This is a genomic window from Streptomyces sp. NPDC013455 (genome assembly GCF_040632975.1).
In the GTDB taxonomy this organism is placed as follows: Bacteria; Actinomycetota; Actinomycetes; order Streptomycetales; family Streptomycetaceae; genus Streptomyces.
Window position 1 is genome coordinate 113,930 of sequence record NZ_JBEYCX010000019.1, and the last position, 12,088, is coordinate 126,017.

A 12,088-nucleotide genomic window follows, 5' to 3' on the forward strand; every position below is an offset into this window, starting at 1 on the left:
CAAAGACCCCAGAAGACACCGGAACGCAACTCTCCCGCTAGCTCTCCGGGGACTTGCCACCCGATCGGGGGGCGCCCACGGTGGCGCCCGCCTTGACCCCGCCGTCCTTGCCGGCCGCCGGGGCCTCGAAGGACTCCAGCGCCTCCAGGACGTCCTGGACACGGGAGATCTCGGCGTTGATGTCCTCGCGCCGGCGCACCAGGATCTCCAGCTCCCGCTTGCCCTCCTCGACCGTGCGCCGCGCCTCGCGGATCGCCTCGGCCTTCAGCTCCTCGGCCTCCTTGATCAGGCGGGCCTTCTTCTGCTCGGCCTCCTTGAGCAGGCCCTCCGCCTTCTTGACGGCGGCGATGCGCACCTTGCCCGCCTCGGAGTCGGCGTCGGAGACCAGCTCCTTGGCCTTCGCCTCGGCCTTCGCCAGCTGCTCCTCGGCGGCCTTGATGAGCGCGTCGCAGCGGTCACCGGTGGACTTCATGGTCTCGGCGGCCTCGCGGCGGGCCCGCTCGTGCAGCTCCTCGATCTCCGTGGTGATGCGGTCGCGCAGCTCCTCCGCCCGCTCCCTTATCGCGGTCGCGTCCCGGCGGGCACCGATCAGCAGCTCGTCCGCGTCCGTACGCGCCTTCTCCACCAGCGAGTTGCCCTCGATGGTGGCCTCGGAGACGATCCGCTCGGCCTCGCTGCGGGCCGCCCCGACCATCGTGTCGGCCTGCGACTCGGCGTCCGCGGTGGCCTTCAGGGCCTGCGCCTGCGCCTCGGTGAGCAGCTTGTCGGCCTCGGCCGTGGTCTCCGTGATGAGCTTGTCCACCTGCTCGGCCGCCTCGGAGCGCCGCTTGTTGGCGTCCTTGCGGGCCGCGTCAAGGGTCCGCTCGGCCTCCTCGCGCGCGGAGTTGACGAGCCGCTCGGCCGCCGCCTCCGCGTCCGCCTTGAGCCGCTCGGCGTCCGCCCGCACCCGCTCGGCGTGCTGCTGGGCGGACCCGACCGTCTCGGCGGCCTCGGCGCGCAGCCGCTCCGCGTCGTCGGTGGCGTCCCCGATCAGCTGCTCGGCGCTCGCCACGGCCTCCGCCCGGACCCGCTCGGCCTCGGCGGCGGTCTCGCTCTGGAGCCGCTCGGCTTCGTTGCGGGCCTCGGTGATGAGGGTGTCGGCCTGGGTGGCCGCGTCCGAGCGGATGCGGTTGGCGTCCTTGCGGGCGTCCGCCCGGGCACGGGCCGCCGCGTCGGTGGCCTCGGCGAGCACCTCCGACGCCTCCGTGCGGATCCGCTCCGCCTCCGCGGCGGTCTCGCTCTGGAGCCGCTCGGCCTCGGTGAGCGCCTCGGTGCGCACCCGGTCGGCCTCGGCGGCGGTCTCGGTCTGCAGCCGCTCGGCTTCGTTGCGGGCCTCGGTGATGAGGGTGTCGGCCTGGGTGGCCGCGTCCGAGCGGATGCGGTTGGCGTCCTCGCGGGCGTCCGCCCGGGTACGGGCCGCCGCCTGGTCGGCCTCGGCGAGCGCGTCCGACGCCTCGGTGCGCACCCGCTGGGCGTACTCGCCCGCGTCCGCGCGCAGCCGCTCGGCCTCGGCGATCGCCTCCGCCATCGTGCGCTCGGCCAGCGCCTTGGCGGCCTCCGACTCCTCGTTCGCCTCGCGCCGGACCCGGGAGGCGTCCTCGCTCGCCCGCTCCCGCTCGGCGTAAGCGTCGGCGCGGACCCGGTCCGCCTCCTCCTCCGCCTCCCGCCTGGTGCGGTCCGCCGCGTGCTCGGCGGCCGAGCGCAGCCCGGCGATCTCCTCCTGCGCCTGCTCGTGCAGCCCGGCGACGGAGTCCCGCACCTGCTGGGCGTGCTGCTCGGCGGCGGCGACCATCTCGGTGGCGCGCCGGTCGGCCTCCTCCACCAGCCGGACCGCCTCGGCCTGCGCCTCCTCCACGCGCTTGCGCGCCGAGGCCAGCAGCTCCTCGCTCTGCTCACGGGCCCGCTGCCGCTCCTGGTCGGCCTCCGCACGGGCGGCACCGAGGAGTTCCTCGGCCTCGCGGCGGCGCCGGGCGGCCTCCTCCTGCGCGGCGGCCAGCGTCTCGGACGCCTCCGCGCCCAGCCGCTCGGCGGCGGCCTGCGCCTCCGCGCGCAGCCGGTCGGCGGTGTCCTGCGCCTCCGCCTTGAGCCGCTCGGCCTCCGCGGCGGCCTCGGACCGCAGCCGTACGGCGAGGGCCTCGCCCTCGGCGCGGGAGGCGGACGCGTCCGACGCGGCCTCGGTGCGCAGCCGTTCGGCCTCGGCCTCGGCCTGCTGCTGGAGCGTACGGATCCGCTCGGCGGACTCCGTGCGCAGCCGCTCGGTCTCCTCGGCGGCCTCCCGGCGGATCCGGGCGGCCTCCTCACGGGCGTCCGTGAGCGCCTGTTCGGCCGACGCCAGCCGCTCCTGCGCCTCCGTCTGCAGCCGCGTCAGTTCCTCGGCGGCCTCGGCACGGCGGGCCTCGACGGCCTTCTCGGTCTCCTCGCGCAGCTCGCGGGCGGCCTTCTCGGCGTCCGCGGCGACCGTCTCGGCCTGCTCGGCGGCCTCGGCGCGCAGCCGTTCGGCCTCCTTGCGGGTGCGCTCCAGGGTCTCCTCGGCCTGCCGGCGCAGGCCGGTGGCGCGCTCGATGGCCTCGGTGCGGACCTTCTCGCTGTCCGCCGTCGCGGTCTTGCGCAGCTCGTCGGCGTCCGCCTTGGCCTTCGCGAGCAGCTCCTCGGCGGACTTGGCCGCCTCCTCGATCTGCGCCACCGCCTCGCGGCGGGCCTCGGCGCGGATCGACTCGCCCTCGGCGACCGCGTCGGCGCGCAGCTGCTCGGCCTCGCCGCGCAGCCGGCGGGCCTCCTCCTGCAGCTCGACCGTCTTGGCGCGGTACTCCTTGGTGTCGTCCTTGGCCGCACCCTTGAGCTGCTCGGCGATGTCGTGCGCCTCGGCGCGCAGCCGGTCCGCCTCGGCCTCGGCCTCGGTGCGGATCCGCTCGGCCTCCTCGGCGGCGGCCTTGGTGGTCTTCTGGGCGTCCTCGGACGCCTTGTTGAGCACGTCCTCGGCGGTCCTGGCCGCCTTGGCCAGCTGGGTGGCCGTCTCCTCGGCGGTGATCGAGCGGGCCTTCTCGGCGGCCTCGGCGACGATCTTCTCGGCCTCGGCCCGGGCGTCGGCGACCAGCTGCTCGGCCTCGGACTTGGTCTGCTCGGCCTCCTTGGTGGCCTCCTCGACCAGCCGGGCGACCTGCTCCTTGGCGGTGCGGGTGCGGGTCTCGTTGGCGGCCTCGGCGCTGGAGAGGGCCTTGGCGGCGGCCTCCTTCGCCTCCGTGACCACCTTCTCGGCCTCGGTCTGCGCCTTGCGCAGCGCCTCCTCGGCCTGCGCCATCCGCTCCTCGGCGGCCCGGCTCAGCTCGGCGGCCTGCCGGCGGGCAGCGTCCGACTCGGTGACGGTCGCGGTGCGCAGCTGCTCGGCGTGCTCGGTGGCCTCCTGCGCCTGTGTGGAGGCGGCGTTCAGCAGCCGTTCGGCGTCGGCACGGGCCCGGCGCAGGATCTGCTCGGCCTCGGCACGCGCCGACTCGGCCTCGCTCTGCAGCCGCTCCCGGGCCTCCCGGGTCAGCCGCTCGGCCTCCGCGCGGGCGGCGGCCATCGCCTGCTCGGCCTCCGCGCGGGACTCGTCCAGCAGCCGGCGGGCCTGCTGCTCGGTCCGGGCGCGCAGCTGCTCCGCCCACGCCACGTTCTCGTTGACGTGCGACTCGACGGTGGCCCTGCGCTCGGCGAGCTCCTGGTCGAGCTGCTGGCGCCGGGTGACCGCCTCCTGGTGCAGCTCGGCCTGGAGCCGGGCGGCCTGCTCGGCGTGCTCCTGGAGGATGCGCTGGGTCTGCGCGCGGGCCTGGCTCAGCTCCCGCTCGGCGTCCTGACGCAGCTGCTCGGCCTGCATCTGGGCGTTGCGCAGCAACTGCTCGGCCTGGTAGCCGATGTCACCCGCGTCGTAGGCGGGCCGGGTCATGAGAGTGCGGCGCGCCTCGTGCAGCTTGGCGCGCAGCACCTCGACCTGGTAGCCGAGGTCCTCGGCGTGCTGGATCGCCTTCTCCCGCTCGGTCCTCAGCCGCTTCATCTCGGCCTCGAACCGAGAGAGGTGGTCGACGTCAGCCGCCGGCTCTCGCTCCTGGCTCTCGTAGCCCCGCACTGCGCGGTCCCATCCGTCCCCTGGTCAGCTTCTCCAACGAGCTCCGTCCATCCGCCGAACGGGGCCCCCGGGGAATGGTGTCAGATCAACGGCGGAGCACGGGCTGCTGCCCCGACGCTCGTCCCCCGAAACCCGGACCCCGGCATGCGGCCGTCCCCGTTTCAGGGACGACCGCCCCCAACCCTACCGGCCCTTATGTACGGGGGTCAGTGCTCGGTCGACTCAACCGGGGCCGAAGTCACCAGTTCCGTGAGGACACCGTGGCAGTCCTTGGGGTGCAGGAAGGTGATCCGCGACCCCATGGAGCCGCGCCGCGGCTCCTCGTACAGCACGCGTACGCCCTTGTCGCGGATGCCGGCGGCGTCCGCGTCGACGTCCGCCGTGCCGAAGGCGATGTGGTGGACGCCCTCCCCGTTCTTCGCGAGCCACTTGGCGACCGTGGAGTCCTCGCGGATCGGCTCCAGCAGCTGGAGGTAGGAGGCGCCGCCGTCGGACGTCTCGTTGATCTTGAGCATGGCCTCGCGCACGCCCTGTTCCTCGTTGACCTCGGTGTGGAACACCTCGAAGCCGTACGTGGCCCGGTAGAACTCGACGGTGGCGTCGAGGTCGTGGCAGGCGATCCCGATGTGGTCGATTCGCGTCAGCATGGATTCAGTGCAGCGCTCCCGACATGGTTACGCAACGTGCGCGCGATCACACCGGCGGGCCGGTGACGCCGTGTCCAACCGCTCAGTACATTCGAAGTAAACCCTCGTTCACTCCTCGGCTGTGCAGGCCGGTAAGGGGATCGCAGCTCATGTCTTCTGGAACGACCAGCTCTGTGATCGTCGCGGGCGCCCGTACGCCCATGGGACGGCTGCTGGGCTCGCTGAAATCCTTCTCGGGAGCCGACCTCGGCGGCTTCGCGATCAAGGCCGCCCTCGACCGTGCGGGGATCGGCGGCGACCAGGTGCAGTACGTGATCATGGGCCAGGTGCTGCAGGCCGGCGCGGGCCAGATCCCGGCCCGCCAGGCGGCGGTCAAGGCCGGCATCCCCATGAACGTCCCGGCGCTGACCATCAACAAGGTCTGCCTCTCCGGCCTCGACGCCATCGCCCTCGCGGACCAGCTGATCCGCGCGGGCGAGTTCGACATCGTCGTGGCCGGCGGCCAGGAGTCCATGACGAACGCCCCGCACCTGCTGCCGGGCTCCCGCGAGGGCCACAAGTACGGCGCGATCCAGATGCTCGACGCGATGGCCCACGACGGCCTGACCGACGCCTTCGAGGGCATCGCCATGGGCGAGTCCACCGAGAAGCACAACACCCGCCTCGGCATCAAGCGCCCCGAGCAGGACGAGATCGCCGCCCTGTCCCACCAGCGGGCCGCCGCCGCGCAGAAGAACGGCCTGTTCGAAGCGGAGATCACCCCGGTGGAGATCCCGCAGCGCAAGGGCGACCCGGTGCTGTTCAGCAAGGACGAGGGCATCCGCGGCGACACCACCGCGGAGTCCCTGGGCAAGCTGCGCCCGGCCTTCGCCAAGGACGGCACGATCACCGCCGGCTCCTCCTCGCAGATCTCGGACGGTGCGGCGGCCGTGGTCGTGATGAGCAAGGCCAAGGCGGAGGAGCTGGGCCTGACCTGGCTCGCCGAGATCGGCGCCCACGGCAACGTGGCCGGCCCGGACAACTCGCTGCAGTCCCAGCCGTCCAACGCCATCCGGCACGCGCTGAAGAAGGACGGCCTGGAGGTGTCCGACCTCGACCTCATCGAGATCAACGAGGCCTTCGCCGCCGTCGCCGTGCAGTCAATGAAGGACCTCGGCGTGTCCACGGAAAAGGTGAACGTCAACGGCGGCGCCATCGCGCTGGGCCACCCGATCGGCATGTCCGGCGCCCGCATCGTGCTGCACTTGGCACTGGAGCTCAAGCGGCGGGGCGGCGGTGTCGGCGCGGCCGCGCTGTGCGGCGGCGGCGGCCAGGGCGACGCGCTGATCGTGCGGGTCCCGAAGGCCTGAGCCCCCTAGGTCCGATTCCGGTACGTCGGTAGAAGCGAACGGAGCTGTGCGATGCAGGACGTCTCCTCTCTGGTGGCCCAGGCCAGGGAAGGCAGGCCGCGGGCCGTGGCCCGGCTGATCTCCCTCGTGGAGGGGGCGTCCCCGCAGCTCAGGGAGGTCATGGCGGCGCTCGCGCCGCTGACCGGCAACGCCTATGTGGTGGGCCTGACCGGCTCGCCCGGCGTCGGCAAGTCGACCTCCACCTCCGCGCTCGTCACCGCGTACCGCAAGCAGGGCAAGCGGGTCGGCGTCCTGGCCGTCGACCCCTCGTCCCCGTTCTCCGGGGGCGCCCTGCTCGGCGACCGGGTCCGCATGTCGGAGCACGCCTCCGACCCCGGCGTCTACATCCGTTCGATGGCCACCCGCGGCCACCTCGGCGGCCTGGCCTGGGCGGCCCCGCAGGCCATCCGCGTGCTGGACGCGGCCGGCTGCGACGTGGTCCTGGTCGAGACGGTCGGCGTGGGCCAGTCGGAGGTCGAGATCGCCTCCCAGGCGGACACGAGCGTGGTGCTGCTGGCCCCCGGCATGGGCGACGGCATCCAGGCCGCGAAGGCCGGCATCCTGGAGATCGGTGACGTCTACGTCGTCAACAAGGCCGACCGGGACGGCGCCGACGCCACGGCCCGCGAGCTGAACCACATGCTGGGCCTCGGCGAGTCCCGTGGCCCCGGCGACTGGCGCCCGCCGATCGTCAAGACGGTCGCGGCCCGCGCGGAGGGCGTCGACGAGGTCGTGGAGGCCCTGGAGAAGCACCGGGCCTGGATGGAGGAGCGGGGGGTCCTCACCGAGCGCCGCACGGCCCGGGCCGCTCACGAGGTGGAGACCATCGCCGTCACCGCGCTGCGCGAACGCATCGGCGACCTGCACGGCGACCGCCGGCTCGGCGCCCTCGCCGAGCGCATCGTCGCCGGCGAGCTGGACCCCTACCGCGCGGCCGACGAACTGGTCGCGGGGCTGACCGAGGGCTGACCTGGTCAACTCGCACGGCGCGCTGCTAGTTTGACGCGCATGTTCCTCTCCCTGGCGTAGAGCGCACCCGGGTCCGCGGGGCCGACGACCGGCCACCGCGCCCTTCGGTGTCCCCTCTTCCACGCCTCGCACAGAGGAACTTCGCCGTGTCCACGCACGCTCCGCGGCCTTCGTACGCCGCCGTTCTGCGCGTCCCCCTGGCGCGCCGCACCTTCTCCGCCGCCCTGACGGCCCGCCTGTCCTACGGCACGGTCGCCCTGGCGGTCCTGCTGTCCGTCACCCGGGCCACCGGCTCCTACGCCGTCTCCGGTGCCGTGCTGTCCCTCTTCGGCGCCACGACGGTCTTCCTGATGCCGCTGCGGGCGTCCTTGATCGACCGCCATGGAGCACGCCGGGCCCTGCTGCCCCTGTCCGTGCTCCACGGCACCCTGCTGTGCGCCCTGGCGGCCCTCACCTGGCGCCCCGGGGCTCCCGCGCCGGCCATCGCCACGGCCGCCGCACTCGCCGGCGCGTGCGCGCCGCCGCTGGGTCCGACCATGCGGGCCGTGTGGTCGGAGCTGATCGGCGACCGGGACCTGCTGCGTCGGGCCTACAGCCTCGACGGAGTCGCCGAGGAACTGCTGTTCGTGTCCGGCCCGGCGCTGGTCGGCGCCCTGGTGGGCGTCGCCCCGCCGGCCGCCGCGATCCTGCTCGGCGCCGCCCTGAACGTCTGCGGCACCTGCGTCTTCGTCACCTCGCCGGCCCTGCCGGGACCCCGGCCCGCGCCGGCCGGGCGCGGGCGGCGCGCCGTCCGGGGGCTGCTGCCCCCGGTCGCCGTCGCCCTCGGCGTCGGCCTGGCCCTCAGCGCTGTGGAACTGCTGGTCATGGCCTTCGCCGCGGAGCGCTCGTACGACACCGCCCTGGTGCCCTGGGTGCTGGGCGCGCTCTCGGCGGGCAGCGCGTTGGGCGGGCTGGTCACCGGTGCGGTGCGGTGGCGTACCGGCACCCGGGTCCGGCTGTGGCGGTTCGCGGCCGGCCTCGGCGTGGTGCTGGCGCCGGCCGGCCTGGCGCCGGGGCTGTGGACGCTCACCGGGGCGATGGCCCTCGCGGGCGCGTTCATCGCCCCGGCGCTGACGACGGCGTACCTCCTGGCCGACGAGACGGCCTCCGAGGACACCCGCACACAGGCCGGGGCGTGGGTGAACACGGCGGTCAACGCCGGGAGTTCGGCAGGGGCGCTGTTGGCGGGACTGCTGGTCGCCCGCCTGTCGCCGGGCGCCTGCTTCCTGCTGGCGGGCGCCACCGCCCTGGCGGCCGCCGCGGTGGCGGCCGGGCCGCTCAGGGCCGCCCGCGCTGCCCCCGCAGATGCTCCGCGATCGGCTTGAGCGCCTTGTCCAGCTCCATCAGCGCGTCCGGTGACAGCAGATCGATGAAGTGCCGCCGCACCGACGCGACGTGGTGCGGCGCGACCTTCTTCATCGTCTCCAGGCCGTGCTCCGTGAGGACGGCGTACAGACCCCGCCGGTCCGTGTCACAGTTCTCGCGGCGCACCAGGTTCGCGTTCTCCATACGGGTGATCTGGTGCGAGAGCCGGCTCTTGGACTGCAGGGTCGCGGAGGCCAGGTCGCTCATCCGCATCCGTACGTCGTCCGACTCGGACAGGTTCACCAGGATCTCGTAGTCGTTCATTGTCAGGCCGAACGGCTGCAGATCCTTTTCGAGCTGGTACGTCAACAGCCTGTTGACCTCCAGGTGGGTGCGCCAGGCGCACTGCTCCGCATCGGTCAGCCAGCGCGTGGCCGTCTCGGTCTCCATGAATGAAGTCTACCTAAGAAGTTGAATGACGAACTACTTCGGGTGGTGTGACTGTGCGCACGCGTTCGACGTCACACTCCGCAGACTACCGCTCACAGCCCGAAGCGACGCTGGAGGTCTCCCAGCTGTCCGGGAAGGCGCGGTACGGCCGACGATTGCGGACCGTGTCCGCCCGGTGCCGTTCCGCCACCTCCGGGCACCCCCGGTTCGGGGGGAACCGCCCCCGTGGCCGCCTCGGCCATGAGGGCCTCCGTCGACTGCAGCAGGACCGTCCCGGCGCCCACGAACTCGAACTGGTGCTCCTCGCCGGAAGCCCCGCCGAAGCCCGTCATCGCACGTAGACCGCCCAGTACGCCCGCCAGGTACCCGTGGTCGTAGTGATGGCACGGGGACGGGCAGTCGGCCCACCCGACGAGCGCCTGAGGGTCGACCCGGATCGGAGGTTCCATGAACACCACCGGACCGTTAGATGCGGCCACGAACGTGCCGGTTCCGATAAGGGTCAGAAAACCCGGCACGATCGATTGTTTGAGCGCGAGACTTGGCTGAAAAGCGAGCAGGTTGCCCGCGCGAATGGTCAAGTTCCCGTCGTCCAGGTCGTAGGAGTTGACGTCGAAGGCCCGGTCGGCCAGCAGCATCTTCCCGGAGCCGGACGCGACGACCCAGTCGCTCGCGTGCAGTGGCGAATGGAACGAGGTGCGGACGAGCCGGTCGAGCCGGCCGTGCCCGATGCCGTTGAACTCGATCGCCCCGTAGTAGGCGATCATCTTTCCCTTCTGCAGGAACCACTCCCCGCCCTTGAGCTCCACGCAGAAGGTGTAGTTGTTCACGTTGCCGTCGGCGGGCAGCGTCGTCGGGTCGTGCACGACCGGCCCGGCGCCCGGCATTCCGTGGGTGCTCACAGCTTCTCCTCCGACGCCTGGACGTACACCGTGCCGCTGCCGCTCAGCTCCAGCTGGAAGGCCTCGCCGGAGCCGCGGCCCACCATGTCGCGCCAGCCGAGCGCGGTGGACAGCTTGTTGCGCACGTCCCCGTGGTGGGCGACGTACGCCTGCGGGTCGACGTGGACCGGGCGCTGCGGGCCGATCGGGATCTCGAAGACGCCGCCGTGCGCCATCACGGCCACCGCGCCGTGGCCCTGGAGGGTGGTCGTGAACAGCCCCTGCCCGGTGACCTGCCCGCGCACCAGGCCCATGACCCCGCCCTGGGAACCCATGAACATCGTGCCCTGCCGCAGCGTGCCCTCGAAGGCGAGCAGCCGGTCGGCCTCCACGTAGAGGGTGTCGCCGGTGAGGGTGATGACGTGGACGTGGTGGCCGCCGTGCCCGAAGAACACCGTGCCACTGCCCTCGACGGTCATCAGTGGCGTCGCCTCGCCGGCCACCCGGCGCCCGATCATGGAGGCCAGCCCGCCCTGGCCGCCCTGCACGTTGGGGGTGAAGGACACGTCCCCCCGGTAGGCGAGCATCGCGCCGCGCTGGCTGAACAGCCGCTGCCCCGGCAGCACGGTCGCCTCCACCATCTTGGAGTTGATCTCCCGGAAGGTCATCTAGAGGTCCCCCGCGATCGTGTTCCGCTCGCTCGGCTGCACGTATACCAGTCCGTCGCCCTCGAAGCGGATCTGGAACGCCTCGCCGCCGCCCTCCCCGAGGAGCGTGCGGAAGGTCACACCGGACTGGAAGGACTGCCGCACGTCGCCCTGGTGGGCGACATAGGCGCCCGGATCGACGATCAGCGGGTACTGCGGGCTGACCCGGAGGACGACCGCCGGGCCGTCCGAGACGATCGCCGCCTGGCCGTGGCCCTCCACGGTCGTGGTGAACAGGCCGTTGCCCTGCGAGGCCCCGCGCACTCCGGTGAACGTCGTGCCCGTGCGCAGCCCCGCGTCCGTCGCCAGCAGGTTGCCCGCCTCGACGTACAGCTTGTCCCCCCGCAGCTCCACCAGGTTGATCTCGGCCGCCCGGTCCGCGAACCAGCAGGTTCCGTGTCCTCTCACCTCCATCACCGTCATCTGTTCGCCGGTGAGCCGCCGGGTCACCATCCCCCGCAGCCCCTCGCCGCCACCACTCAGCTTCTTGAAGGCCATCTGCCCGTCGTACGCGACCATCGAGCCGTTCTTCGCCTTGACGGCATCCCCGGTCATGTCGACGGCGAGCACCTTGCTCCCTTGGAGTCGGAACATCGCCACGGTGCGAAAGTAGCCGCCGGCCGGGTGGACGGAACAGGGCCCGTGGGTGGATACCCACCCCGAGCGGACCCCTAGGGGGACGGTTTGCCACAATGGGCGAACGCTTGTGCTTCCGTTCACAAACCGCAGTACGCCCACGACCGAAGGTGACCCGTGGACCTCAAGACAGCCTCCGCCATCCGCCGCCTCCGCCTGATCTCCGTGCCGGAGGGCATCTCCTGGATCGTCCTCGCGGCCTGCACGATCATCAAGTACACGGTCGCGTCGGGCTTCGATGCCGCCCCGGTGCTCGGGCCGATCCACGGCGTGCTGTTCGTCCTGTACGTGCTGTTCTGGCTGGACGCCTGGAACCGCACCAAGTGGAACGGCGGGAAGGCGGCCCTCTACTTCGCCTACTCGATCATCCCCGGCGGCGGTTTCGTCGCCGAGCGCACGCTGCGCCGTGAGGCCGAGGACGCGGTCATCGCCGCCCGTGCCCGCAAGGAAGGGGTCGTGAACGCGTGATCGTCGCCTTTTCCGTGACGCCCCTCGGTGTCGGCGAGGAGGTGGGGGAGTACGTCGCCGAGGCCGTGCGCGTGGTCCGCGCCTCGGGCCTGCCCCACCGCACCGACGCGATGTTCACCTCCGTCGAGGGCGAGTGGGACGAGGTCATGGACGTCGTCAAGCGGGCCGTCGCCGCGGTGGAGGAGCGCGCACCGCGGGTGTCGCTCGTCCTCAAGGCCGACATCCGCCCCGGTGTGACCGACGGACTGACCTCCAAGGTGGAGACCGTCGAACGGCATCTCGCCGAGTAGCGGGACCGTCGAACGCCGTCCCGCCGAGCCGCGGGATCGTTCAACGCCGTCCCGCCGAGCCGCGGGACCGTCCAACGCCGTCCCGCCGGGCGCGGTCCGCGCCGAACCCCGGTCCTCCGGGCCGGGGTTTTCTCGCGACCAGCGTTTGAGCGATCGCTCAAAGGCGTGTA

Annotated in this window: 11 protein-coding genes; 5 read left to right on the plus strand and 6 right to left on the minus strand. The window is 72.6% G+C overall.

What is annotated here, in order from left to right:
- Positions 1 to 37: 37 nt before the first annotated feature.
- Positions 38 to 4,138: a polarized growth protein Scy gene (gene scy, locus ABZ576_RS26910; protein ID WP_360745945.1), complete on the minus strand. Its 4,101-nt coding sequence runs from the start codon at positions 4,136 to 4,138 to the stop codon at positions 38 to 40.
- Positions 4,139 to 4,344: 206 nt separating this feature from the next.
- On the minus strand, positions 4,345 to 4,785 hold the full coding sequence (gene mce, locus ABZ576_RS26915) for a methylmalonyl-CoA epimerase (protein ID WP_360745948.1): 441 nt from the start codon (positions 4,783 to 4,785) through the stop codon (positions 4,345 to 4,347).
- A 149-nt stretch (positions 4,786 to 4,934) separates the two neighbouring features.
- Between mce and ABZ576_RS26920 the strand changes: the two genes are divergently transcribed.
- The 3 genes from ABZ576_RS26920 to ABZ576_RS26930 all read left to right on the plus strand — a co-directional run bounded on the left by ABZ576_RS26920 (position 4,935) and on the right by ABZ576_RS26930 (position 8,506).
- Positions 4,935 to 6,134: an acetyl-CoA C-acetyltransferase gene (locus ABZ576_RS26920; protein WP_360745951.1), complete on the plus strand. Its 1,200-nt coding sequence runs from the start codon at positions 4,935 to 4,937 to the stop codon at positions 6,132 to 6,134.
- 51 nt (positions 6,135 to 6,185) lie between these two features.
- On the plus strand, positions 6,186 to 7,142 hold the full coding sequence (meaB, locus tag ABZ576_RS26925) for a methylmalonyl Co-A mutase-associated GTPase MeaB (RefSeq protein WP_360745953.1): 957 nt from the start codon (positions 6,186 to 6,188) through the stop codon (positions 7,140 to 7,142).
- 146 nt (positions 7,143 to 7,288) lie between these two features.
- Positions 7,289 to 8,506, plus strand: coding sequence for an MFS transporter (locus ABZ576_RS26930; protein ID WP_360745956.1), 1,218 nt, complete (start codon positions 7,289 to 7,291; stop codon positions 8,504 to 8,506).
- Here the strand turns inward: ABZ576_RS26930 and ABZ576_RS26935 are convergent.
- From ABZ576_RS26935 to ABZ576_RS26950, 4 genes are all read right to left on the minus strand, one after another.
- Positions 8,460 to 8,936, minus strand: coding sequence for a MarR family transcriptional regulator (locus ABZ576_RS26935; protein WP_360745959.1), 477 nt, complete (start codon positions 8,934 to 8,936; stop codon positions 8,460 to 8,462). The two genes, ABZ576_RS26930 and ABZ576_RS26935, sit on opposite strands and share 47 nt — an antisense overlap.
- 92 nt (positions 8,937 to 9,028) lie before the next feature.
- Positions 9,029 to 9,838, minus strand: coding sequence for an AIM24 family protein (locus ABZ576_RS26940; RefSeq protein ID WP_360745962.1), 810 nt, complete (start codon positions 9,836 to 9,838; stop codon positions 9,029 to 9,031).
- Positions 9,835 to 10,485: an AIM24 family protein gene (locus tag ABZ576_RS26945; RefSeq protein ID WP_360745966.1), complete on the minus strand. Its 651-nt coding sequence runs from the start codon at positions 10,483 to 10,485 to the stop codon at positions 9,835 to 9,837. Before ABZ576_RS26945 ends, ABZ576_RS26940 begins: the two co-directional genes overlap by 4 nt.
- Positions 10,486 to 11,118: an AIM24 family protein gene (locus tag ABZ576_RS26950; RefSeq protein WP_360746076.1), complete on the minus strand. Its 633-nt coding sequence runs from the start codon at positions 11,116 to 11,118 to the stop codon at positions 10,486 to 10,488. It abuts the gene before it with no gap.
- A gap of 159 nt (positions 11,119 to 11,277) precedes the next feature.
- Between ABZ576_RS26950 and ABZ576_RS26955 the strand changes: the two genes are divergently transcribed.
- Both ABZ576_RS26955 and ABZ576_RS26960 read left to right on the plus strand, forming a co-directional pair.
- A complete protein-coding gene (locus tag ABZ576_RS26955) occupies positions 11,278 to 11,628 on the plus strand; it encodes a DUF3817 domain-containing protein (protein WP_360745969.1) in 351 nt (116 codons plus the stop codon).
- On the plus strand, positions 11,625 to 11,918 hold the full coding sequence (locus tag ABZ576_RS26960; RefSeq protein WP_360745973.1) for an MTH1187 family thiamine-binding protein: 294 nt from the start codon (positions 11,625 to 11,627) through the stop codon (positions 11,916 to 11,918). The genes ABZ576_RS26955 and ABZ576_RS26960 overlap by 4 nt, the downstream gene beginning before the upstream one ends.
- Positions 11,919 to 12,088 lie beyond the last annotated feature (170 nt).

Excerpts from the sequence above, each read along its gene's own strand:
- ABZ576_RS26935 (WP_360745959.1), bottom strand. The coding sequence starts at position 8,936 with ATGGAGACCGAGACGGCCACGCGCTGGCTGACCGATGCGGAGCAGTGC.
- ABZ576_RS26920 (WP_360745951.1), top strand. The coding sequence starts at position 4,935 with ATGTCTTCTGGAACGACCAGCTCTGTGATCGTCGCGGGCGCCCGTACG.
- ABZ576_RS26945 (WP_360745966.1), bottom strand. The coding sequence starts at position 10,485 with ATGACCTTCCGGGAGATCAACTCCAAGATGGTGGAGGCGACCGTGCTG.
- mce (WP_360745948.1), bottom strand. The coding sequence starts at position 4,785 with ATGCTGACGCGAATCGACCACATCGGGATCGCCTGCCACGACCTCGAC.
- meaB (WP_360745953.1), top strand. The coding sequence starts at position 6,186 with ATGCAGGACGTCTCCTCTCTGGTGGCCCAGGCCAGGGAAGGCAGGCCG.
- ABZ576_RS26950 (WP_360746076.1), bottom strand. The coding sequence starts at position 11,118 with ATGTTCCGACTCCAAGGGAGCAAGGTGCTCGCCGTCGACATGACCGGG.